A 22,271-nucleotide genomic window follows, 5' to 3' on the forward strand; every position below is an offset into this window, starting at 1 on the left:
CCGGGGCCCACCGCTCTTGACCCCGCGGTCAAGTGCGGCGGTAGCCTGCGCCGGTGACCGAGACGGCCCCCGCTCCCCCCGCCACCGGACGGGCCCGCCTGGCCTCGGAGGCGCCGGTCCCCGCCGACCACTCCCACCCCGGGGCCCGCCGGCCCGACCGCCACCGCTGGGTCGACAGCCACGGGCTACGCCTCAGCGTCTGGGAGTGGGGCCCCACCGACGCCCCGCCCGTGCTCCTGGCCCACGGCGGCTTCGACTTCGCCGGCACGTTCGACACCCTCGCCCCCCTCCTGGTCGACGGGGGCTGGCGGGTCGTCTCCTGGGACCAGCGGGGCCACGGCGACTCCGACCACGCCACCCTCTACTCGTGGGAGGCCGACGTCCGCGACGCCGCCGCGGTGCTGGCCACCCTGGGCCCCGACCCGGTGCCCGTCGTCGGCCACAGCAAGGGCGGTGCCCTGGTCCTCCAGCTGGCCGAGGCCTGCCCGCACCGGGTGGCCCGCCTGGTGAACCTGGACGGCCTGCCCTCGGCCCGGAGCTGGCCCGACGTGCCCGAGCACCACCGGACCCGGCTGCGGGCCGAGGAGCTGGGAGGCTGGCTCGACCGCCGGGCCGGCACCGCGGGCAAGGCTCGGCGGCCCGGCACCCTGGAGGAGCTGGCCGAGCGCCGGGGCCGCATGAACCCCCGCCTCGGCCCCGACTGGCTGCGCTACCTGGTGCCCGTCGGGGCTCGGTGCGACGTCGACGGCTGGCGCTGGAAGATCGATCCCACCATGCGCATGGGCGGGTTCGGCCCGTGGCGCCCCGAGTGGTCGATGTGGCGCCTGCCCAGCCTGGGCATGCCGGTGCTGTGCGTGCTGGGCCTCGACCTGGAGGTGATGGGCTGGGGCACGCTGCCCGAGGACGTGGTGCCCCACCTGCCGCCCGGCGGGCGCTTCGTGGGCCTCGACGGGGTGGGCCACTTCGTCCACATCGAGCAGCCCCGCCGGGTGGCCGACCTCGTGCTGGAGCACCTGTCGTGACCGGCACCGTGACCCTCACCCACAACCGGGTGGCCCTGGCCCTCCACCCCCTGCGGCCGGCTACTGGCCCCGACGGCCGGCCCCTGCTGCTGCTCCACGGCCTGGGCGAGCGGACCCCCGACGGGCCGCCAGCGTGGCTGGAGGCGTGGCCCGGCCCGCTGTGGGGCCTGGACCTCACCGGCCACGGCGCCTCCAGCCCCACCGTGGGCGGCGGCTACACGGCCGAGATCCTCATGGCCGACGTGGACCAGGCGCTGACCCACCTCGGGCCCACCACGCTGGTGGGCCGGGGCCTGGGCGCCTACCTGGCCCTGCTGGCCGCCGGGGCCCGACCCACCGCGGTCCGGGGCGCCGTCCTGCTCGACGGGCCGGGCCTGGCCGGCGGGGGGCCGGCGCCGGGCTCCCCGCTGATGATCGCCGGGGCCCGCCTCCCGGCCGGCCCGCCCGACCCCTACGCCCTGATCGAGCTCAGCCGCGACGTCCGGCCCCCCGACTACGCCGTCTCCTTCGCCCACCAGGCCGTCCAGCTCTCGGGCCTGGACACCCCGCTCACCGTGGCCGCCGTGGTCCGCCCCCCGTGGCTGGAAGCGGTGGCCCGCGCCCCGGGCGTGGCCGAGGGCTCGCTGGCCGACGCCCTGGCCGCCTACGCCGCCCCGGCCTGAGCGGGGTCGGCCCCCCGGCCCGGCGCGCCGGCCGGCGGCGAGGGTCAGTCGCTCCCCATCGGGGCCCGGGACCGGCCCCGGGCCTTGGCTCGGTACATGGCCGCGTCGGCGTCGCGCACCAGGGCCTCGGCCTCCCGGGTGCCGTCGGAGGTGGCCACGCCGACGGAGACCGTCATGCGGAGCTCGGTGCCCTCGATCCGGAGGGGTCCGGCCACCGCCTCCTCGATGCGCCGGGCCACGGCCACCGCCTCGTCCCGGCCGGCCAGGTCCTCGCACAGCACCGCGAACTCGTCACCGCCCAGCCGGGCCACGGTGTCGCCGGGTCGCACGGCGCCGTCGATGCGCCGGGCCACGCGGGCCAGCAGCTCGTCGCCGGCGGCGTGGCCCAGGCCGTCGTTCACGGCCTTGAAGCCGTCCAGGTCCAGGAACAGCAGGGCGGCCAGGGTCCGGCCCCGTCCGGCCCGGCCCACCGCCACCCGGAGCCGGTCGAGGAGCAGCGTGCGGTTGGGGAGCGAGGTGAGGGCGTCGTGGGTGGCCCGGTGCTCCAGCTCGTCCTCGAAGGCGGCACGATCACTGACGTCGCGGGCGATGGCGGCCACGGTGTCGATGGCGCCGCCGTCGTCGCGGAGGGCGACGACCACCACCGACAGGGCGACCACGTCGCCCTCGACGTCGTGCACGGCCAGCTCGCCCTCCCACGTGCCGGTGGCCTCCACCGCGGGCAGCAGCTCGGTGAGGGCCCGGTGGCGAGCCCACGGCGCCAGCCGGCCGACCAGCCCGGTGAGGTCGGTGGTGGCGTCGGGGCCGAGGCCGAGGGTGCGGGCGCAGGCCGCGTTGCAGAGGATCCGGTCCTCGCCCCGGAGGGCCAGGGCCACCAGGTCGGGCGAGGACGCCAGCACCAGCGACAGGCGGGCCCACGCCCGCTCGGCCCCGATCCCGCGGCCCGCCGGGCTCGGGAGGTCACCTGTCGTCATGCCCCTCCTCCCTTCCCCTGGACGCTCGGGGGGCGGATGCGGCATCGGAGGCTAGGGCCGGGCGGCGCGCCGGGTGGGGCGCCCCGGCCCGGCCGGGTGGGCCGGCCCGGGGCCAGGGGCCACACTGGGGGCCCGCGACCGGGCCCCGGCCCGAGGGAGGACACACGCGATGACCGACCCGCCCGGCGCTCCCGGACCGGCCCCGTCGCCCGAGGCGACCCAGCGCCTGCCTCCGCCGCCGGGCCCGCCGCCCGATCCCGTGGCCCCCGGCCCGCCACCCCACCCCGTGGCACCCGGCCCTCCGAGCGGGGCGACCCAACGCCTGCCTCCGCCGCCGGGCCCGTCGCCTGATCCCGTGGTGCCCGGCCCGCCGCCGGCCGCCGGCCCCCCCGGCCCGCCCCCCGGGGCCGCGCCGACCGGCGGCGCCCCCGCCCCGCCCCACGCGGCCTGGCCCGCGGCCCCGGCCGGTGCCCCGCCCGCCACCGGGTGGCCCGGGGGACCGGCCGCCCCTCCTCCGGCCTCGCCCCCCCGACGTCGGGGCGCCCTGCGCATCGTGGGCCGCGCCCTGCTGGTCCTCCTGGTCATCGGGGCGCTGGCCGGCACCACGGCCTGGGGCCTCACCAACCGGTCCAGCGCCGAGCGGTGGCGCGATCGCAGCGAGGCGGCCGACGCCGACCTGGAGGCCAGCATCGGCCGGCTGGAGTCGACCTCCGCCCTGCTCGAGGACGCCCGCCAGCGCCTGCGCGACCTGGCCGCCGAGAGCGCGGGCCAGACCGACCAGAACCGCATCCTGTCCGAGGTGGTGGCGGCCGCCCCCGAGGTCACCTCGGCCATGCGCCAGTGCCAGGAGGAGACCACCGAGCTGGCCAACGACGTCCTCGCCGACCTGGGCAACCCGAACGCGGATCGGGTCGCCCTCCAGGAGCGCGTCGACGAGGTCAACGACACCTGCGCCCAGGCCCTCGATGCCGCGGCCGAGCTGGAAGCGACCATCGATGAGCTCGGCCTCTGAGAGCCGGGCCCCTCGGTGGGCCCGGTCGGGGCGGGCTGCCGCCTTGGCCCTGGCGGTGGCCGTGGTGGCCGCCGGGTGCGTGGCCCCGCCGGAGGGCGCCGTGGTCGACACGTCGTTCCTGGACGAGCCCCCCGTGGTCGACCCCCGCACCTACACCGTCCGCATCCGCAGCCAGACCTGCGAGGGCCTGGGCGTGGGCTCCGGCTTCCTCATCGACGAGAGCACCATCGTGACCAACCGTCACGTGGTGGAGGGGGCCGACAGCCTGGAGGTGGAGACGTCCGAGGGCGAGGACCTCACCGTGGGGGTGGCCTCCCAGGGGCTGCTGGCCGACCTGGCCATCGTCCGGCTGGACCGACCCATGGCCTCCGGCATGGGCCAGGACACGGCCGAGCTGGCCGCGGCCAACCCGGAGCCCGGCACCGACCTGCAGGCCTTCGGGTACCCGGGCGGCGGTCCCCTCACCGTCACCGACGGCCAGGTCGAGGACTACCAGGTCGACCCCCGCCTGGGGAACCTGTCGAAGGTCATCCGCTCCGACGTGGACATCGAGCCCGGCAGCTCCGGCGGGCCGGCCGTGGACGACGAGGATCGGGTGGTCGGCGTGGTGTACGCCATCGAGGTGGCCACCGAGAAGTCCCTCCTGGTCCCGGTGGAGACCCTCCAGCGCCTCCTGGCCAACGACGAGGGCCTGGAGCCGGTCGAGGGCTGCTGACCGCGCCGGGCGCGGGACGCTCGCGCCGCCAGCCGCCAGCCGCCAGCCGCCAGCCGCCAGCCGCCAGCCGCCAGCCGCCAGCCGCCAGCCGCCAGCCGCCAGCCGCCAGCCGGCGGGTCAGGGTGGGGGCGGCTCGGCGGTGACGTGGTCCACGGCCGCGGCCACGTCGGCCGGGAGGCCGGTGCCCCGCAGGTCGCGCCACATGCGGACGTGGTGCTCGGGCAGCGGGTGGAGGTCCCGGATGCGGTCGGCCAGGTCCTGCCGGCCCGGCATGGTGGCGAAGGCGGCCAGGTGGGGGGTGGTGGCCAGCATGGCCATGGTGCGCACACACTTCTCGCACTGCCCGCAGTTGGCGTCCGCGGTGCGGTGCTCCCAGCACACCCGCAGGTGCTGCTGGGGCAGCGGCTCGGCGGCGATGGCCCGGACCCGGTCGAAGCGGGGCAGGTCGGTGGGGCTGTGCTCGACGGCCAGGGTGCCGGGGGCGGACCAGAGGTGGTCGAGGTCGGGCCGCGACCCCCAGGGGATGAGGCGGCCGTTGGCGTAGCTGGGCGGGACGACCAGGCGCTCGACCACGTCGCTGGCCACCAGGCCGGCGGCGGCGATGGCCGCTCCGTGGTCCCGCCCCCAGTTGGCGGCGGTGATGGCCGGCTGGGCCCGCAGGTCGGTGCGGACGAACAGGGGGGCCAGGCCGAGGGCGGTGGCCACCGCCCGCACCGCTCCCATCTGGCTCTCGACCCGGTCGGTGTCGTCCCGGTCGATGTCGTAGCCCACGACGTACAGCAGGTGGGTGGGGTCGTGCCCCCCGTGGAGCAGGGCCCAGAACGAGTCCACCCCGCCGGTGAAGCACAGGGCGGTGCCCCGCCCCGGCGGCGGGGCGGGCGGTGGCTCCCCGGCGGCCGGCTCCGGGGGCCGGACCGGGCTGGCCGGGGCGTGGTCCCACCAGGTGGCCATGAGGGCGGCGGCCCGGTCCACGCCGGCGGCCCACCCCGGGTCGACGGCTCGATGGGGGACCAGGGTGGCCCCGGCGGCCAGGGCCGAGGGGACGTACGCGGTGAGGACGGCCTCGACCCGGTCGGAGGGCCGGTGGTCGAGCAGCTCGAAGGTGACGGCCCGCCCGTCGACGTCGACCTCTATGCCGTGCCACGGCCCGTCCTGCGTGCGCCGGGCCGGTCCCACCGCCCAGGCCGGCCCGGCCGGCCGGTCGTCCCCGTCCGGCCCTGGCCCCGGCCCCGGGTCGACGTGGGGATCGCCTCCGCCCGGCCTCGGCCTCGGCCCCGGGTCGGCGTCGGGGCCGCCGTCACCCGGTCCTGAGCCCTCGGTCTCGTCTCGTCTCCGCCACCACCGAGCCATGGCCGGCACCCTACCCAGGGGGCGCGGCCGGGCCGGCCGTGGGCGGCCACCGCGCCGCCACCACAGGTCGGGCCGCCTCGCAGGGCTGGCCCGCCGCCACCCCGGGTCGACGGCGCGAGCCCGGGGGCCCGCCCTGGCGGCGCTACTTCAGGAACTTGCTGGTGGTGTTGTCGGCCAGGACCTTGCCGCCGGTCTGGCAGGCCGGGCAGTAGGCCACCTCGTAGGAGCGGTACTCCACGGCCCGGATGACGTCGCCGCAGTCGGGGCACTCCTGGTCCTTGCGGTGGTGCACCGCCCCCGGCCGCTCCTTGGAGGCCGACATGTCGTCCCGGCCCCGCTCGAAGGCCAGGCCCTCGGCCACGCAGGCGGCGATGGCCTCCACGATGCGCTCGGCCTCGCCCTGCCCCATCTTCGACGTGGGGGCGAAGGGGGACAGGCGGGCCCGGTGGCAGACCTCGTTGGCCAGGCGGCGGCCCAGGCCGGCCAGGACGTGCTGGTCGCGCAGGAACCCGTGGAGGCGGGCGGAGTGCTGGGCCAGGAGGTCGGTCATGGCGTCGACGCCGATCCCGTCGGCGTCGGGTCCCAACCGGTCGAGGGGGGGCTGGGGCTCCGGGTCGCCGGACACCACCCAGACGCCGGCCTTGCGCTCGGTGCCGGCCTCGGTGAGGAGCAGGGCCCGGCCGTCGGCCAGAACCCACCGGGCCACGCCGTTGCGGGGCTTGGCTGCTTGCTTGGCGTCGAGGCGCAGCCGGCCGCCCTGCATCAGGTGGACCACGAACGTGGCCACCCCGAAGTCGAGCAGCAGGTGCTTGCCCCGCTGGCCGACGTAGGCCAGGGGGTGGTCCACGGCCACCTCGGGGGCGGGGTCGAAGGTCTTGAGGGCGGTGAACGACAGGGGCACGAACCGCTGGAGGGCGGCGCCGGCCAGGTCCCGGTCCAGGCGCTCGGCGTGGGCCCGGACCTCGGGCAGCTCGGGCATCAGGCCCCCCCGGAGGGGGCGACGGCCCGGACCGCGGCGAACACGTCGCCCAGCCCGGCCAGGGCCGGGGCCAGGTCGAGCAGCACGGCCACGTCGCCACCGACCCGGATGTGCCCGAGCACGAAGGCGGTGCGAGCCGCCATCTCGCCCCGGGCCACGGCCTCGGCCACGGCACGGTCCTGGGAGAAGGTCACGTCGGGGGCCTCGGCGGGGCCGGGTCGCACCGCCACGTCGCCGTCGTCGAGCACCAGGTGCCAACGGGTTCGCCGGGCGCCGTCCACCACCTCCTGGCCGATGACCACCCGGCGCCCGGCCGAGGCGGCGCGGAGGTCCTGGTCGGCCCGGGCCGCGGTGTCGAGGGCGGCCACCCACTCCTCGGACCACGGCTCCGGCATGCGCGCACCCTACCGGTGCGTCCTGTGGTTCGGTGCCCCCTGTGGGGCGCCTCGGCGGGGCCGGATGGCCGGGCCGGTGGGGGGCGGTGCCGGCCTCGCGACGCGGGGTGCGAGCGGCCGCCCCTACGCTCGGCCGATGGCCGAGCCCGAGCGCACCACCCCTGTCGCGGCCCGGGACGAGGGGCGCCATCGACCCGGTCCCGAGCCGTTGTGGAACGAGTCGTGGTACTTCGACTTCGCGGCGGCCGACGGGAGCCTGGGCGGCTACGTGCGCCTGGGCCTGTACCCCAACCTGGGGGTGGCCTGGTACTGGGCCTGCCTGGTGGGCGAGGGGCGCCCGCTGGTGACGGTGATCGACCACGACGTGCCCCTGCCCCGCACCGGGCTGGAGGTGCGGTCCGAGGGGCTGTGGGCCGACCACAACCTGGAGACCGCCCTCGACCACTGGTCGCTGGGGTGCGAGGCCTTCGCGGTGGGGGTCGACGACCCGACCGAGGTCTACGGCGACCTGCGGGGCGACCGGGTGCCCTTCGGCCTGGACCTGGAGTGGGAGACCGACGGCGGCGCCTACGCCTACCCCGGGGTCGACCGCTACGAGGTGCCGTGCCGGGTCACCGGCGAGGTCCTGGTGGGCGCCGAGCGCATCGAGGTCGACGGGCCGGGCCAGCGCGACCACTCGTGGGGCGCCCGCGACTGGTGGACCTACGGCTGGTGCTGGAGCTCGGCCGCCCTGGACGACGGCAGCCGCACCCACGCCACCCACGTCACCCTGGGCGACGAGGACCTCTACGCCACCGGCTACGTCCAGGCCCCGGACGGGCTGCCCCGGCCCGTCGACGGCGTCCGGCGGGGCCAGGACCTGGGGCCGACGGGTCTGCCCACGGCCGGCTGGGTCCACCTGGGCGGCCAGGACGGCGGGGCCGGCGCCCCCGTGGAGCTGGCGGTGGCCCCCGTCGCCTTCGCCCCGGTCCTGCTCACCGCGCCCGACGGCCGGGAGGCCCGGTTCCCCCGGGCCCTGTGCCGCTACACGGCGGCCGACGGTCGCACCGGGGTGGGCTGGACCGAGTGGAACCAGCCTCCACCCGGCTGAACCACCCGGCCGGCGCCGGTCAGCGGGGCCGGTCGGGCCGGAGGATGGCGTCGGCCTCGATCTCGACCCGCCACCGCTCGTCCAGCAACCCGGCCACCACCACGGTCGTGTTGGCCGGGCGGACGTCCCCGAAGGCGGCGCGGTGGGCCCGGGCCACCGCGTCGAAGTCCCCGGCGTCGACCAGGTAGACCCGGGTGCGGACCACGTCGGCCAGGGCGGCGCCCGCCTCGACCAGGGCGTCCCGGATGATCGTCAGGCACCGGTGGGCCTGGGCCTCGACGTCGGGGTCGACGGTGCCGTCGGGGTTCTGGGGGGCGGTGCCGGCCACCACCACGTGGTCGCCGACCCGCACCGCCCGCGAGTAGCCGACCACGGCCTCCCACGGGCTCCCGGACGAGATGGTGCGCCGGCCGCGATCCACGGCCCGCAGGCTACGGCGCCACGGGCCCCGTCCCGGTCGGGGATCGGTGGCCGGGCGCGACGGGGGGTGGCCCCGGGAGGCCACCCACCGTCGTCGTCTCGGAATGGGGGAGGTCAGGCCCGGGCGTCGGCCGCGGCCTCGGCCGCGGTCTCGGCGGCCGCCTCGCCGGCGTCCTTGGTGAACACGCCCTTGGAGAAGGCGATGGCCCCGATCACGATCACGGCCGCCAACACGGCGATGGCGATGCCGGCCGGGTCCACCAGCTGGCGCGGGACGGCCTCGCCCAGGGCGTCCTCGTCGTAGAAGCCGATGATGGCCGGCAGGATCAGCAGCGACACCAGGTTCATGACCTTGATGAGCGGGTTCAGGGCCGGCCCGGCGGTGTCCTTGAACGGGTCGCCCACGGTGTCGCCGATGACCGCCGCCTTGTGGGGGTCGGAGCCCTTGCCGCCCTCGGCGCCGTCCTCGATGTACTTCTTGGCGTTGTCCCAGGCCCCGCCGGCGTTGGACAGGAAGTTGGCCATGAGCTGGCCCACCACGATGACCGAGGCCAGGAAGGCGCCCAGGGAGATGGGACCCAGGCCGAAGCCGATGATGACCGGGGTGAGCACGGCGATGAGGGCCGGCGTGGCCAGCTCCCGCAGCGAGGCGGTGGTGCAGATGTCGATGGCGGGGCCGTAGTCGGGCAGCTTCTCGCCCCGCATGATCTTGCCGTCGGCGAACTGGCGGCGGACCTCCTGCACCACCACGCCGGCGGTGCGGGACACGGCCCGGATGGCCAGGGACGAGAAGATGAAGGCGATGGAGCCGCCCACCAGCAGGCCGATGAAGACCTTGGGGTCGGCCACGTTGATCGGGAACGAGGCGTCGAGCTCGGCCGAGCCCCCGATCTGCTCGATGATGGTCTCGCCGTAGGAGGCGAACAGGGCCACCGCGGCGACCACGGCCGAACCGATGGCGAAGCCCTTGGTGACGGCCTTGGTGGTGTTGCCCACCGCGTCGAGGCTGACCATGATCCGCTCGGGCTCACCCTCGAAGTTGCCCGACATCTCGGCGATGCCGGCCGAGTTGTCGGCCACCGGGCCGAAGGTGTCCTCGGCCACGATGATCCCCGTGGTCGAGAGCATGCCGATGCCGGCCAGGGCCACCAGGTAGGTGGAGAACTTGAAGCTGCCGCCGCCCAGGGCGATGGCCCCGCCGATGGCCACGGCCACGGCGATGAGGCCCCACACCGCCGACTCCAGGCCCAGGCTCATGCCCTCCAGCACGGTGGTGGCGGGGCCGGTGCGGCTGGCCTTGGCGATGTCGCGCACCGGCTTCTGGGAGGTGGAGGTGTAGTAGGCGGTGATCTTGGAGGCGGCGAAGCCCAGGGCCACGCCGACCACGATGGCCCCGAACATGCGGGCCCCGGGGTGCGAGATGGACGCCCCCTCGGGGTCGCCCACGTAGCCGAAGGCCAGCACGGCGGCGCCCACGATGGAGATGGCCTGGGCGATGCTGATGCCCCGGTTGATGATCTTGAGGGCGTCGTCCTCGCCGGGCCGGGCCTTGGCCAGCAGGAGCCCGATGATGGAGGCCACCAGGCCGATGGCCATGACGCCCACCGGGAACACCAGGCCCCGGGCGGCCACGTCGGGGCCCAGGCCGATGCCGGAGAAGGCGGTGACGCCCAGGATGATCGAGGCCACCAGGGTGACGCCGAAGCTCTCGAACAGGTCGGCGGCCATGCCGGCGCAGTCGCCCACGTTGTCGCCCACGTTGTCGGCGATGGTGGCCGGGTTGCGGGGGTCGTCCTCGGGGATGCCGGCCTCGACCTTGCCCACCAGGTCGGCGCCCACGTCGGCGGCCTTGGTGAAGATGCCACCGCCGACCCGCAGGAACAGGGCCAGGAGCGAGCCGCCGAAGCCGAAGCCGACCAGGATGGCCGATGACGTGTTCTGGAACACCAGGATGATGAGGGTGGCGCCCAGCAGGCCGAGCCCGGCGGTGGCCAGCCCGACCACGCCGCCGGTGCGGAAGGCCACCAGGAAGGCCCCGGCGAAGTCGGAGCGGACGGCGGCCGCGGTGGTGCGGACGTTGCCCTTGGTGGCCAGCCACATGCCCAGGAAGCCGATGGCGGCCGAGGCCGTCCCGCCGACCAGGAAGGCCAGGGTGCGGAACAGCCCCGATTCCACGAAGCTGAGGGCGGCCTCACCGGTGTCCTTCTCGATGGCGGTGGAGGTCAGGAAGACCACGCCGGCCAGGGGGACCACGATGACGGCGATGGTCCGGAACTGGCGCTTGATGTAGGCCATCGCCCCCTCGTGGATGGCGTCGGAGATGTCGGTCATCTCCTTGCTGCCGTCTTCGGCGGCCAGCACGCCGCGCATCATGGCGAAGGCGACGCCCAGGGCCCCCAGGGCGACGACGAGCGCGAGCAGCAGCACCACCGTGTCGGTGCCGCCCAGGTCGAAGGCCTGGTAACCACCCTCGGCCAGCAGGTAGGACATTCGGACAACCTCTCGTGGGGGTCGCGTCCCGGCCAGCGGGACGCACGATCTGCGGCGGGGGCGCGGTTTGCCCAGCCGCCCATGCAGCGGCGCCTTTGCTACCCGCCGAACCGACAGCCGTGCAAAAGCCCAGGATCCGTCCTCCCCGCGGTGGGCGGCGGACGGTGGCACCGGGTTCGCTGCCCCGGACCCGGCCCGCCGGTCAACCGCCGGGCGCCGGGGACGTGGCCGTCGCGCCGATGGGCCAGGATCGCGGCGTGCAGGGATCGATCGCCCGCAACCGGGCCACCTGGAACGCCATGGCCCACCACTGGGTGGGACCGGGGGAGCGGTCGTGGGCCACCGACGAGGTGACCTGGGGCGTCTTCTCGATCCCCGAGAGCGACGTGCGGGTCCTGCCCGACGTGCGGGGCCGCGACGTGGTCGAGCTGGGGTGCGGCACCGGTTACGTCTCGGCCTGGCTGGCCCGGCGGGGGGCGCGGCGGGTGGTGGGGATCGACCCCACCGAGGGCCAGCTGGCCACCGCCCGGCGCCTCCAGGGCGAGGTGGGGCCGGCCTTCCCCCTGGTGCAGGGGGCGGGCGAGGACGTGCCCCTGGCCGCCGGGTGCTGCGACCTGGTCGTCTCCGAGTACGGCGCCGCCCTGTGGGCCGACCCCCGCCGGTGGCTGCCGGAGGCGGCCCGCCTGCTCCGCCCGGGGGGCGAGCTGGTGTTCCTCACCGGGTCGGTGCTGCACACGCTGTGCGCCCCCGACGAGGGCCCCGCCGGCCCCACGCTGGTCCGCTCCCACCGGGACCTCCACGAGGTCGACTACCCCGACGACGAGTCGATCGAGTACCACGTCGGCCACGGCGAGATGATCCGCCTCCTGCGAGCCAGTGGCTTCGAGGTCCTCGACCTGGTCGAGATGCACGCCCCCGAGAGCGCCCCCGACAGCACCCTCCTCTCCGGCGACAGCGAGTACCTCCACGTCCCCGCCGAGTGGGCCCACCGCTGGCCCGTCGAGGAGATCTGGCGCGCCCGCCGCCCCTGACCGGTCAGGAGCGGCTGATGAGGCGGCGGTTCCGGATCTTGGCCTTGTAGTAGTCCTTGTTCATCACGGCGATGAAGTCGATGGAGATCTCCTTCGGGCAGGCCTCCTGGCACTCGCCGTGGTTGGTGCACGACCCGAAGAACTGCTCCATGGTGTCGACCATGGCCTCGGTGCGCTTGAAGCGCTCGGGCTGGCCCTGGGGCAGCAGGTTGAGGTGGCTGGCCTTGGCCGCGGTGAACAGCTGGGCCGCCGAGTTGGGGCAGGCGGCCACGCACGCCCCGCACTGGATGCAGGCCGCGGCGTCCATGGCCGCGTCGGCCACCGGCTTGGGGATGGGGATCAGGTTGGCGTCGGGGGCGCCGCCGGTCTCGGCCGTGATGAAGCCGCCGGCCTCCACGATGCGGTCGAGGGCCGAGCGGTCGACCATCAGGTCCTTGACGATCGGGAAGGCGGTGGCCCGCCACGGCTCGATCACGATCTCGGCCCCGTCGGCGAACGTGCGCATGTGGAGCTGGCAGGTGGCAGTGCCCTTCTGGGGGCCGTGGGCCTGGCCGTCGATCATCAGCGAGCACGTCCCGCAGATGCCCTCGCGGCAGTCGTGGTCGAAGACGATGGCGTCCTTGCCCTCGTTGATGAGGCGCTCGTTGACCAGGTCGAGCATCTCCAGGAACGACATCTCGTCGTTGATGCCCGGGGCGGCGATGACGTCGAAGTGCCCCTCGGCGTGGGGCCCGTCCTGGCGCCAGACCTTGAGCGTGACGTTCAGGGTTCTCACTTGTAGCTCCGGACGGCGAGGTGGACGTCGTTGAACTCGAGGGGCTCCACGTGGCGGGTCGGGCGGGCCGGGTCGCCGGTCCACTCCCAGGCCGCCACGTGGGCGAACTCGGCGTCGTCGCGCTCGGCCTCGCCCTCGGTGGTCTGGTGCTCGGCCCGGAAGTGGCCGCCACAGGACTCCTCGCGGGTGAGGGCGTCGAGGCACATGACCTGGGCCAGCTCGAAGAAGTCGTCGACCCGGCCCGCCTTCTCCAGGGTCTGGTTGGTGCTGTCGCCGCTCCCGGTGACCCGCAGGTCCGTGCGGAACTCCTCGTGCAGGGCGGGGATCTCGGCCAGCGCCTTCTCCAGGCCCTCCTTGGTGCGCTCCATGCCGCAGTGGTCCCACATGATGCGGCCCAGCTTCTGGTGGAAGGCGTCCGGGGACTGGGTGCCGCCGATGGAGAGGTACCGGGCGAAGCGCTCGCGGGCCTGGGCCTCGGCCGCCTGGAACTCGGGGTGGTCGGTGGGCACGGGCTGGGTGCCGAGGCGGGGGGCGAGGTAGTTGCTGATGGTGTTGGGCAGCACGAAGTAGCCGTCGGCCAGCCCCTGCATGAGGGCCGAGGCGCCCAGCCGGTTGGCCCCGTGGTCGCTGAAGTTGGCCTCGCCGGCGGCGTAGAGGCCGGGGACGGTGGTCATCAGCTCGTAGTCCACCCACAGCCCGCCCATCGTGTAGTGGACGGCGGGGTAGATGCGCATGGGCTGCTTGTACGGCGACTCGTCGGTGATGCGCTCGTACATCTCGAAGAGGTTGCCGTAGCGCTCGGTGATGGTGGCCTCGCCCAGCCGGTTGATGGCCTCGGAGAAGTCGAGGTACACGCCGTTCTTGAGGGGGCCGACGCCCTTGCCCTCGTCGACCACCACCTTGGCCGCCCGGCTGGCGATGTCGCGGGGGGCCAGGTTGCCGAAGCTGGGGTAGCGGCGCTCCAGGTAGTAGTCCCGGTCGTCCTCGGGGATCTGCTCGGCCGGGCGGTTGTCGTCGGGGTCCTTCGGGCACCAGATGCGGCCGTCGTTGCGGAGGGACTCCGACATCAGGGTGAGCTTCGACTGGAAGTCGTCGCTCTGGGGGATGCACGTGGGGTGGATCTGGGTGTAGCAGGGGTTGGCGAAGGCCGCCCCCCGCCGGTGGGCCCGCCACGCTGCGGTGACGTTGCAGGCCATGGCGTTGGTGGAGAGGAAGAAGGCGTTGGAGTAGCCCCCGGTGGCCAGGACCACGGCGTGGGCCGAGTGGCTGGAGACCTCACCGGTGAGCAGGTCGCGGACCACGATGCCGGCCGCCTCGCCGTCGACCACCACCACGTCGACCAGCTCGGTGCGGTTGAAGAGCTCGACCCGGCCCAGGCCGACCTGGCGGGCGAGCTGGGAGTAGACGCCGAGCAGGAGCTGCTGGCCGGTCTGGCCCCGGGCGTAGAAGGTGCGGCTCACCTGGGCGCCGCCGAAGGAGCGGTTGTCGAGGAGGCCGCCGTACTCCCGGGCGAAGGGCACCCCCTGGGCCGTCATCTGGTCGATGATGCGGACCGACTCCTCGGCCAGGCGGTGGACGTTGGCCTCCCGGGCCCGGAAGTCGCCGCCCTTCACCGTGTCGTAGAACAGGCGGTGGACGGAGTCGCCGTCGCCCTTGTAGTTCTTGGCCGCGTTGATGCCGCCCTGGGCGGCGATGGAGTGGGCCCGGCGGGGCGAGTCGTGGAAGGTGAAGGCCTTCACGTTGTAGCCCTGCTCGCCCAGGGTGGCGGCCGCCGCCCCCCCGGCCAGGCCGGTGCCCACCACGATGATCTCGTACTTCCGGCGGTTGGCCGGGTTCACGAGCTTGCGGTCGAACTTGTACGACGTCCACTTCTCGGTGATGGGGCCGTCGGGGACCTTGGCGTCGAGGCTGATGGTCATGGATCCGGTCCTCTCGGCGATCAGGTGGCCACGACGCCGGCCGTGACGGCCAGCGGGAACGACACGTTCCCGGCCACGACCAGGCCGGCGAAGGAGGCGGCGAAGCCCCGGCGCCAGGCGTTGAAGCGGGGGTTGTTCCAGCCCATGGTCTGGAAGAGGCTCCACGCGCCGTGGAACAGGTGGAAGCCCAGGGCCACGTTGGCCACCAGGTAGAGGCCGGCGTTCCAGGCCCGGCCCAGGGTCAGGGCCACGTTCTCGTACGGGTGGCCCCGGACGTAGTGGTAGCCGGTGCCGGTGAAGGTCAGGTCGAACAGGTGCCAGACCAGGAACAGGCCGACGACGACCCCCGACCAGCGCATGGTGCGGCTGGCGTAGTTGGCGGCCACGTAGTCGCGCTTGCCCTGGTACTTGGTCTGCCGGGCCGCGTGGTTGATGCGGGTCAGGGCGTAGGCGGCGTGGATGTGGAGGGCGAAGGCGGCGATGAGGCCGACCCGCATGATCCAGAGGGTCATGGTCCGGGGCAGGAACGGCACCAGCAGCTCGCGCAGGAACTCGCCGTAGTGGTTGAAGTCCTCGGCCCCCAGGTACATCTTCAGGTTCCCCACCATGTGGATGAAGACGAAGCCCATGATGGCGATGCCGGTCAGGGCCATCACGTACTTCTTGCCCACGGCCGAACGGTAGAGCTCGACGGGGAAGGGGACCTTGCGCGTGCTCCGTGGGGCGCCGGGGGGGGTGCCCCTGGTCACGGTGGTGGCAGCCATCGCGGCCGAAGCTACCCCCGACCGGCGAACCGAGCAGAACCGGAGACCCGTCGCCGCGCCGGGCCGGGAGGTCGACCCCGATCGCCTCGTCGCGCCGGGCCCGACCGTCGTGGCTCAGGGGTGGGGCGAGAGCGCGCCGACGGGGCCGGTGCGGAGCCAGACCATCTCGTGGTCGGTGTCGGCCGGGGCCGTGGGCTCTCGGGCCACCAGGCCGGTGAAGGTGAAGCCCAGGCGCCGGGGGACCGCGGCGCTGCTCGTGTTGGTGGCGTCGCAGCGCACCTCGACCCCGGTGACGCCGTCGAGGCCGAGGGCCAGGTCGCAGAGGACGGCCACCGTCCGGGTCATGAGCCCCCGGCCGGTGGCGTCGCTCCGCAGCCAGTAGCCGATCTCCACGTGGCCCTGTGCGTCACCCCGGTGGTGGAGGCCGCACCCGCCCAGGCACGTCCCGTCGGCCGGGTCGAACAGGCCGTAGACCACCTCGTGGCCGGCGGCGGTGCGGGCCGTGGTCTCGGCGATGAAGGCGGCCAGGGCAGCCTCGGTGAGGCCCTCGTCGGTGGCCCAGGCCATCCACGGCTCCAGCTCGGCCCGGCTGGCCCGACAGGCGGTGGCCAGCGCCGGTGCGTCGTCGGCCCGGTACCGGCGCAGGATCACTCCGTCCAGGGGGAGGCGCTCGGGCGGCCGGGGGTGCACCGGCCCATCCCACCACGCCCCGCGCCGGGAGGCCGCGCCCGTTTCAGGCCGTCAGGTCGTCCTCGCCGAGCCACAGGCCGTGGAAGCCGAAGGGCACCCGCACCGGGAGGTGGACCCGGGCCACCGGGCCGGCCGCCACGTCCTGGGCGTCCAGGATGGCCAGGTGCGACGTGTCGGTGGTGCGGTCGTAGGCGAAGGTGAGCAGCCAGCCCTCGCCCTCGCCCCGGCCGGCGGCCACGAACACCACCTCGCCGGCCCGCTCCAGGGGGCCCGGCTCCCACCGCTGCTCGCGCCCGGTGCGGGTGTCGCGGTGCAGCGTGCCGGCGAACTCGAAGCCGTAGGGCCCGTCCTCGTCGGTGGTGGCGTACCAGGCGTGGCGGTGGGGGCGCCCGGTGTGGTGCCGGTCGATGGACGGGAGGTCCATGTCGACGTCGTTGAGCTGCTCCTGGTGCAGGGTCAGCGCGTCGTCGCCGGTGCCGATGCGCCACTCGGTGAGCCGGGACGGGACCAGGTCGCCGTCGGGGCCGAAGGCCGAGGCCAGCTTGTTGACCTGGACCACCACGTCGTCGCCGTCGCGCCAGGCGTTGGTGCCGTGGAACACGAAGCTGGGGTCCATGTCGACCCAGCGCATCTCCGAGGTCGGCCCGCCCAGGGGCATGACCCCGACCCGGGTGGGGCCGCCCTCGGGGTCCCAGTAGTAGGGGAAGCCGGGCACCGAGCCGTCCCGCCCGAACAGCACCGGACCGAGCCAGAAGACGACGTCGGTCTCGGTCACGGCGAAGTCGTGGATCATGGTGGCCACCGGGATGTCGATCGGCTGGCTGGAGAGCAGGGTGCCCTCCGCGTCGGCCACGTGGTACGTGAGCAGTGGCTCCGTGAAGCCGTAGCCGAAGAAGTGCATCTGCCCGGTGGCCGGGTCGATCTTGGGGTGGGCCGTCATCCACGTGGTGAGCTGGCCGCCGAAGTCGTAGGGGCCGACGGTGGAGAGGTCCTTCGTGGCCAGCTCGTAGGGGAAGCCGACCTCGCCCAGGGTCAGCAGGTGCCCGGCGTGGTGGACCAGGGCCACGTTGCTCTGGGTGATGTCACCCCCGGGGACGCCGGCCTCGGCGAAGGACTGGCCCCGCTCGTGCAGGGTGGTGGCCACGTAGCGGTTGCGGTACCAGCTGGCCTTCCCCCGCTCGATGCGGAGGCTGTGGACCATGCCGTCGCCCAGGAACCAGTGGGGCGACCGGCCGGTGGGGGAGTTGGAGCCGTTGCGGACGTACAGCCCCGAGAGCGATGACGGGATGGTCCCCGTGACCCGCAGGTCGGAGACCGTCGACTCCTCGGTGACCGGCGCGAACGCCCCCTGCTCCCAGTAGGGCACGTCGGGATCGTAAGGCGGGAGGCCGGCCTTGGCCCGGCCCGCGGTGGTGGTGGGCCGGGCGGTGGGCGCCCCGTCCCCCCCGCAGGCGGTGAGCAACCCGGTGCCGCCCAGGGCCAGGCCGGCGGCCCCGAACCCCATGGCCCGCAGCACGGCCCGCCGCTCGACGACGGCGTCCCGCACCACCGGGTGCGTGCGCCGCGAGGTTCTCCGCTCACCCACGGCCGGACGCTACCGGAGGCCCTGGCGCCCCGCCCTCGTGTCGTTCAGCTCCCGAACAGGTCCCCGAGGTCGATCTCCCACCCCGGCACCAGGGGGGTGGTGAGGGTGTCGGCCGCCGTGAGCTCCCGCCGCACGTCGAAGCCGGGCGCCTCCGGGGTGCTCCGCCGGTGGAGGTGGACCACACCGGCCTCGCCGTCGATGAGCCACGCCTCGGCCACCCCGGCGGCCTCGTAGTGCCGGAGCTTGGTGCCCACGTCGTAGCGCCAGGTGGAGGGCGACCGAACCTCGACCACCAGCGGGGGCGGGGCGGTGAACAGGCCCTCGGTGTCGTCCAGGCGACGATCGTCGGGCACCCAGTAGAGGTCGGGGACGTAGACGTTGCGCTCGTCGAGGAGCACGCTGGCGTCAGCGGCCAGCTCGCCGAGCCCGGCCCGCCTGTTGGCGAAGGACATGTAGCTGTGGACCAGCCAGAAGATGATGCGGTTGTGGCGGGCCGCAGGCGTGTTCACCACGATGAGCTCCCCATCGATGAGTTGCGCGCGCGGCAGCTGCTCAGGGAGGGCGAGGAACTCCTCGGCCGTCATCGTCACCGGGTGGTCCCGGGCTGCGAGGGACATGGCCGGGACGGTACCCAGCTCGTCCTCGGGTGTCACATGTTCCTCACGGCCACGGGTGGCCACCTCAGGCCGGGGGGACGACGACGGTGCGGTCCTCGTTGGTGGCCAGCTCGGCCCCGTCGGTTCCCACCAGCCGGAGGTCCAGGGCCAGGGGGCCGGCCGCCTCGGGGACGACCAGCTGGAGGGTGCCGACCCGTTGGCAGGCATCGGCCCCCACGTCGCCGCCGAAGCGCCAGGTGTGCTCGCCCCCGGCCCAGGTGGCCCGGGCGGTGGCCTCGACCCCCCGGAGGGGCTCCCGGAGATCGCTCACCACGTGCACGTCGAGGGCCAGGGGGTCACCGGGGGCCACCGCGGCGGGGAGCCGGTCGGCCACCACGATCACCGGTCGGCAGGCGGCCCGCAGCGCCTCCCACCCGGCCTTGGGCACCCGTCGGTGGTCGAGCACCGACCAGGTCACCGCCGGGTGGCCGTCGGCCAGGCAGAACTGGGCGAAGCCGCCGGTGGGCCGGTACTTGAGCCGCCGCAGCTCCTCGACGTGGCGGCGCACCACCAGGGCCTGGTAGCGCTGGGTGGCCTCCTTCCACGACGCGTAGGTGGCGTGCCCGGCGGGGGGGACGTAGCGGTCGAACCGGTCCTTCTGGAGGGCGTGGGTGCGGCCCAGGCGCTCCCAGTCCAGGTCGGGCCACCGCTCGGGCTCCATGAAGCCGTCGGTCTCGGGGACGGCCTGGGCCCCGAACTCGGTGACGAAGCGGACCTGGCGGGGCAGCAGGCGGGCGAAGGCCGGGAGCTGGCGCTCCTCGCCGTGGTACCAGCCGAAGTAGAGGTGGCTGTCGGTCCCGTCCAACCGGGGCGGGCTGGGCAGGACGCCGGAGTGGGCGATGACGGGCCGGGTGCCGTCGTGGCGCTGGAGGGCCCGCTTGATCGAGCGGTCCAGCACCGACTTGTTCCAGGTCGGCAGCTCCTGGGCGGCCACGAAGCGCAGGGCGGTGCCGGCCCCGTCGAGGTTCCCCGGCTCGACGTCGAGGGCCAGGGGCTCGTTGTGCCCGCACCAGATGGCCACCGACGGGTGGTGGCCCAGCAGGTCGACGGCCTCCCGGGCCTGGCGCACGGCCTGCTTGCGGACGGTGCGGGCGTAGCCCCACTGCAGCGGCATGTCCTGCCACAGCAGCAGGCCGGCCTCGTCGGCGGCGTCGTAGAGCTCGGGCCGGGAGACGTGGGCGTGGACCCGCAGCAGGTCGAGCCCGGCCTCGACGGCCAGGTCGACGTCGCGCCGGACCTCCTCCGGGGTGGCCTCGCCCAGGGCCATGCGGGTGGGCCCCTGGTTGGCGCCCTTGAGGAACAGGCGCTCGCCGTTGACCGAGGCGATCCAGTTCCGCAGGGCCACCTGGCGCAGGCCGATGCGCCGCACCCGCCGGTCGCTGGCCACGAGGCCGGGCGGGTCGGGCGGGCCCTCGGTGGCCGGCGCCCCGTCGGTGGCCGCCGCCGGGACCAGGACCTCGACGGTCACCTCGTGGAGGGGCTGGGCCCCCAGGGCGTGGGGCCACCACAGCTCCGGCTCGGCCACGGTGACGCTCCACGTGAGCTGGTTCTCCCCGGCGGCCAGGGTGTGCTCCTCCTCGTGGTCGACCCCGCCCACCGTGGCCCGCACGGTGGCCGTCCCGGCCTCGGCTGCGTCGAGCACGGCCCGGAAGCCGACCACGGCCTGCTCGGCGGTGGCCTCCCGGCACAGCACCCGCAGGTGCCGGATGCGCACCGGGCCGCTGCGCTCCAGGCGGACCGGCCGCCAGATGCCCCCCGGGTTCCAGTCCGGGTCCAGGCAGTCCCAGTGCTGGAACACGCCGGTCAGGTTGCGCTTGGCCGTGCGGTCCGACGGCCGGGAGCAGGTCAGGTCGACACCCAGGGTGTGCTCGGAGCGGGCGGCCAGGGCCTCGGTCACCTCGAAGGCGTGGGGGAAGAAGTACCCCTCGGTGTCGCCCACGTAGGCCCCGTCCAGCCAGACGTCGCCCTGGTAGAAGCAGCCGTCGAGGACCAGCCAGTCCCGCTGGCCCGGGCCGGGCCGGGCGTGGTCGAACCGGGTGCGGTGCAGCAGTGGCCCGTCGGAGTCGGCGAAGGCCGGGGTCGACCGCCAGTGCCCGGGCACGGAGATGGGCTCCCAGGCCCGGTCCTCGGCGCCGTCGTCCAGCCAGGTGCGGCGGACGTCGTCGTCGGCGGGGAGGGCGTGCCACCGGCCCGAGAGGTCCATGGGCCGCTGACGCTACCGGACGGGCTGCGGGGGGCCTCCGGCGCTCCCGAGCCGGCTCCGGTGGACGCCGGTAGGTTGGCCGGCATGTCGTCGCGCCCCGCCACCCTCGGCCAGCTGCGAGCGTCGGGCTGGCGCTCCGTGCCCGTGAAGCAGGAGGTCCAGCGCAACGCCCTGGCCCGGTTGCGGGCCGGCGAGCCGCTGGTCGAGGGGGTCATGGGCTACGAGGACACCGTCCTGCCCCAGCTGGAGAACGCCCTCCTGGCCGGCCACGACATCGTGTTCCTGGGCGAGCGGGGCCAGGCCAAGACCCGCATCATCCGCTCCCTCACCGGGCTCCTGGACGAGTGGCTGCCCATCGTGGCCGGCAGCGAGATCCTGGACGACCCCTACGCCCCGGTGTCCCGGGCCGCCCGCGACCTGGTGGCCGACAAGGGCGAGGACACGCCCGTCGAGTGGGTCCACCGCGACGACCGCTTCGGCGAGAAGCTGGCCACCCCGGACACGTCCATCGCCGACCTGATCGGCGAGGTCGATCCCATCAAGGTGGCCGAGGGCCGCTACCTGGCCGACGAGCTCACCCTCCACTACGGCCTGGTGCCCCGCACCAACCGGGGCATCTTCGCCATCAACGAGCTGCCCGACCTGTCCGAGCGCATCCAGGTGGGCCTGCTCAACGTGCTGGAGGAGCGCGACATCCAGGTCCGGGGCTACAAGGTCCGCCTGCCCCTCGACGTGTTGCTGGTGGCCTCCGCCAACCCCGAGGACTACACCAACCGGGGCCGCATCATCACCCCCCTGAAGGACCGCTTCGGGGCCCAGATCCGCACCCACTACCCCCTGGAGGTGGCCACCGAGGTGGCCATCGCCCAGCAGGAGGCCCGGCCCTTCCAGGTCGAGGGCATCGAGGTGCGGGTGCCGGAGTGGATGGACGAGATCGTGGCCACCTTCAGCCACCTGGCCCGGGGCTCCAGCAACATCAGCCAGCGCTCCGGCGTGTCGGTGCGCCTCACCGTCACCAACCGGGAGACGCTGGTGGCCAACGCCGTGCGCCGGGCCCTGCGCCTGGGCGAGGACGTGGTCGCCCCCCGGGTCAGCGACCTCGACGCCCTGGCCGCCTCGACCATGGGCAAGGTCGAGGTCGAGTCCTTCGAGGAGGGCCGCGAGGGCGACATCGTGGAGAAGCTCCTCCGGCAGGCCGTGCTGACCGTGTTCCGCGACCGCGTCGGCACCGGGGCGGCGGGGCCGGTGGTGTCGTCGTTCGAGGAGGGCGAGGTCCTCCACGTGGGCGAGGACGTCACCGTGGCCGACTACCGGGCCCGCCTCGACGAGCGACCGGGCCTGGCCGAGATCGTCGACGAGCTGGCCGGTGAGGGCGCGGGCCCGGCCGAGCGGGCCAGCGCCGCCGAGCTGGTGCTCGAGGGCTTGCACCTGTCCAAGCGCCTCAACAAGGACGCCGTCGGCGCCCGGGCCACCTACCGGGCCCGCTGACCTCCTCCCACCCCGGGGGCGCCGCACGCCCGGGCGTGGGCTCCGCCTCAG

The 22,271-nt window shown here is 74.8% G+C and carries 20 protein-coding genes; 7 read left to right on the forward strand and 13 right to left on the reverse strand.

What is annotated here, in order from left to right; translation table 11 throughout:
• Window positions 1-53 precede the first annotated feature (53 nt).
• Both VEW93_11420 and VEW93_11425 read left to right on the forward strand, forming a co-directional pair.
• The gene (locus VEW93_11420; GenBank protein HYI62399.1) at window positions 54-1,022 is read left to right on the forward strand and encodes an alpha/beta hydrolase; all 969 of its coding nucleotides are present in this window, start codon (window positions 54-56) and stop codon (window positions 1,020-1,022) included.
• Window positions 1,019-1,684 carry an alpha/beta fold hydrolase gene (locus VEW93_11425; protein ID HYI62400.1) on the forward strand — a complete coding sequence of 222 codons (666 nt, stop codon included), beginning with the start codon at window positions 1,019-1,021 and terminating at the stop codon, window positions 1,682-1,684. The genes VEW93_11420 and VEW93_11425 overlap by 4 nt, the downstream gene beginning before the upstream one ends.
• Before the next feature lie 44 nt (window positions 1,685-1,728).
• Here the strand turns inward: VEW93_11425 and VEW93_11430 are convergent, their stop codons facing one another.
• Entirely contained in the window at window positions 1,729-2,658 is a 930-nt protein-coding gene (locus VEW93_11430) for a GGDEF domain-containing protein (protein ID HYI62401.1), read from the reverse strand.
• Between the two features lie 553 nt (window positions 2,659-3,211).
• Between VEW93_11430 and VEW93_11435 the strand changes: the two genes are divergently transcribed.
• Window positions 3,212-3,670, forward strand: a complete 459-nt coding sequence (locus VEW93_11435; GenBank protein ID HYI62402.1) for a hypothetical protein — start codon at window positions 3,212-3,214, stop codon at window positions 3,668-3,670.
• Window positions 3,654-4,385, forward strand: coding sequence for a serine protease (locus VEW93_11440; protein HYI62403.1), 732 nt, complete (start codon window positions 3,654-3,656; stop codon window positions 4,383-4,385). Before VEW93_11435 ends, VEW93_11440 begins: the two co-directional genes overlap by 17 nt.
• 117 nt (window positions 4,386-4,502) lie before the next feature.
• Here the strand turns inward: VEW93_11440 and VEW93_11445 are convergent, their stop codons facing one another.
• The 3 genes from VEW93_11445 to VEW93_11455 form a co-directional block, all read right to left on the reverse strand.
• Entirely contained in the window at window positions 4,503-5,561 is a 1,059-nt protein-coding gene (locus VEW93_11445) for a hypothetical protein (GenBank protein ID HYI62404.1), read from the reverse strand.
• A gap of 316 nt (window positions 5,562-5,877) precedes the next feature.
• Window positions 5,878-6,714, reverse strand: coding sequence for a DNA-formamidopyrimidine glycosylase family protein (locus VEW93_11450; GenBank protein ID HYI62405.1), 837 nt, complete (start codon window positions 6,712-6,714; stop codon window positions 5,878-5,880).
• A complete protein-coding gene (locus tag VEW93_11455; GenBank protein ID HYI62406.1) occupies window positions 6,714-7,109 on the reverse strand; it encodes an SCP2 sterol-binding domain-containing protein in 396 nt (131 codons plus the stop codon). The genes VEW93_11450 and VEW93_11455 overlap by 1 nt, the downstream gene beginning before the upstream one ends.
• A gap of 136 nt (window positions 7,110-7,245) precedes the next feature.
• Between VEW93_11455 and VEW93_11460 the strand changes: the two genes are divergently transcribed.
• The gene (locus VEW93_11460) at window positions 7,246-8,199 is read left to right on the forward strand and encodes a hypothetical protein (GenBank protein HYI62407.1); all 954 of its coding nucleotides are present in this window, start codon (window positions 7,246-7,248) and stop codon (window positions 8,197-8,199) included.
• A gap of 19 nt (window positions 8,200-8,218) precedes the next feature.
• Here VEW93_11460 and VEW93_11465 read toward each other — a convergent pair whose 3' ends face one another.
• Entirely contained in the window at window positions 8,219-8,620 is a 402-nt protein-coding gene (locus VEW93_11465) for a RidA family protein (protein HYI62408.1), read from the reverse strand.
• A gap of 113 nt (window positions 8,621-8,733) precedes the next feature.
• Complete coding sequence (locus tag VEW93_11470) at window positions 8,734-11,109, reverse strand: sodium-translocating pyrophosphatase (protein ID HYI62409.1); 2,376 nt, start codon at window positions 11,107-11,109, stop codon at window positions 8,734-8,736.
• A 257-nt stretch (window positions 11,110-11,366) separates the two neighbouring features.
• On the opposite strand from VEW93_11470, the gene VEW93_11475 reads away from it, so the two are divergent.
• Window positions 11,367-12,140 carry a class I SAM-dependent methyltransferase gene (locus tag VEW93_11475; protein HYI62410.1) on the forward strand — a complete coding sequence of 258 codons (774 nt, stop codon included), beginning with the start codon at window positions 11,367-11,369 and terminating at the stop codon, window positions 12,138-12,140.
• Between the two features lie 4 nt (window positions 12,141-12,144).
• Here VEW93_11475 and VEW93_11480 read toward each other — a convergent pair whose 3' ends face one another.
• The 7 genes from VEW93_11480 to VEW93_11510 form a co-directional block, all read right to left on the reverse strand.
• Window positions 12,145-12,915 (reverse strand): succinate dehydrogenase/fumarate reductase iron-sulfur subunit, encoded by a 771-nt coding sequence (locus VEW93_11480; protein HYI62411.1) that lies wholly within the window; start codon window positions 12,913-12,915, stop codon window positions 12,145-12,147.
• Window positions 12,912-14,834 carry a fumarate reductase/succinate dehydrogenase flavoprotein subunit gene (locus VEW93_11485; GenBank protein ID HYI62412.1) on the reverse strand — a complete coding sequence of 641 codons (1,923 nt, stop codon included), beginning with the start codon at window positions 14,832-14,834 and terminating at the stop codon, window positions 12,912-12,914. The genes VEW93_11480 and VEW93_11485 overlap by 4 nt, the downstream gene beginning before the upstream one ends.
• 20 nt (window positions 14,835-14,854) lie before the next feature.
• Window positions 14,855-15,598, reverse strand: coding sequence for a succinate dehydrogenase cytochrome b subunit (locus tag VEW93_11490; GenBank protein ID HYI62413.1), 744 nt, complete (start codon window positions 15,596-15,598; stop codon window positions 14,855-14,857).
• Window positions 15,599-15,712: 114 nt separating this feature from the next.
• On the reverse strand, window positions 15,713-16,288 hold the full coding sequence (locus VEW93_11495; protein ID HYI62414.1) for a GNAT family N-acetyltransferase: 576 nt from the start codon (window positions 16,286-16,288) through the stop codon (window positions 15,713-15,715).
• A gap of 43 nt (window positions 16,289-16,331) precedes the next feature.
• The gene (locus VEW93_11500; protein ID HYI62415.1) at window positions 16,332-17,873 is read right to left on the reverse strand and encodes a carotenoid oxygenase family protein; all 1,542 of its coding nucleotides are present in this window, start codon (window positions 17,871-17,873) and stop codon (window positions 16,332-16,334) included.
• A 44-nt stretch (window positions 17,874-17,917) separates the two neighbouring features.
• Window positions 17,918-18,490: a Uma2 family endonuclease gene (locus tag VEW93_11505; protein HYI62416.1), complete on the reverse strand. Its 573-nt coding sequence runs from the start codon at window positions 18,488-18,490 to the stop codon at window positions 17,918-17,920.
• 64 nt (window positions 18,491-18,554) lie between these two features.
• Window positions 18,555-20,732 carry a hypothetical protein gene (locus VEW93_11510; GenBank protein HYI62417.1) on the reverse strand — a complete coding sequence of 726 codons (2,178 nt, stop codon included), beginning with the start codon at window positions 20,730-20,732 and terminating at the stop codon, window positions 18,555-18,557.
• A gap of 84 nt (window positions 20,733-20,816) precedes the next feature.
• Between VEW93_11510 and VEW93_11515 the strand changes: the two genes are divergently transcribed.
• Complete coding sequence (locus tag VEW93_11515) at window positions 20,817-22,220, forward strand: sigma 54-interacting transcriptional regulator (GenBank protein HYI62418.1); 1,404 nt, start codon at window positions 20,817-20,819, stop codon at window positions 22,218-22,220.
• The last annotated feature ends 51 nt before the right edge of the window (window positions 22,221-22,271 follow it).

The organism is Acidimicrobiales bacterium (assembly GCA_035630295.1).
Classification (GTDB): domain Bacteria; phylum Actinomycetota; class Acidimicrobiia; order Acidimicrobiales; family Iamiaceae; genus Iamia.

What these genes read in the sequence shown, in the direction of transcription:
- VEW93_11430 (HYI62401.1), bottom strand. Translation starts at nt 2,658, where the DNA reads ATGACGACAGGTGACCTCCCGAGCCCGGCGGGCCGCGGGATCGGGGCC.
- VEW93_11440 (HYI62403.1), top strand. Translation starts at nt 3,654, where the DNA reads ATGAGCTCGGCCTCTGAGAGCCGGGCCCCTCGGTGGGCCCGGTCGGGG.
- VEW93_11450 (HYI62405.1), bottom strand. Translation starts at nt 6,714, where the DNA reads ATGCCCGAGCTGCCCGAGGTCCGGGCCCACGCCGAGCGCCTGGACCGG.
- VEW93_11455 (HYI62406.1), bottom strand. Translation starts at nt 7,109, where the DNA reads ATGCCGGAGCCGTGGTCCGAGGAGTGGGTGGCCGCCCTCGACACCGCG.
- VEW93_11460 (HYI62407.1), top strand. Translation starts at nt 7,246, where the DNA reads ATGGCCGAGCCCGAGCGCACCACCCCTGTCGCGGCCCGGGACGAGGGG.
- VEW93_11470 (HYI62409.1), bottom strand. Translation starts at nt 11,109, where the DNA reads ATGTCCTACCTGCTGGCCGAGGGTGGTTACCAGGCCTTCGACCTGGGC.
- VEW93_11485 (HYI62412.1), bottom strand. Translation starts at nt 14,834, where the DNA reads ATGACCATCAGCCTCGACGCCAAGGTCCCCGACGGCCCCATCACCGAG.
- VEW93_11490 (HYI62413.1), bottom strand. Translation starts at nt 15,598, where the DNA reads ATGGCTGCCACCACCGTGACCAGGGGCACCCCCCCCGGCGCCCCACGG.
- VEW93_11505 (HYI62416.1), bottom strand. Translation starts at nt 18,490, where the DNA reads ATGTCCCTCGCAGCCCGGGACCACCCGGTGACGATGACGGCCGAGGAG.
- VEW93_11510 (HYI62417.1), bottom strand. Translation starts at nt 20,732, where the DNA reads ATGGACCTCTCGGGCCGGTGGCACGCCCTCCCCGCCGACGACGACGTC.
- VEW93_11515 (HYI62418.1), top strand. Translation starts at nt 20,817, where the DNA reads ATGTCGTCGCGCCCCGCCACCCTCGGCCAGCTGCGAGCGTCGGGCTGG.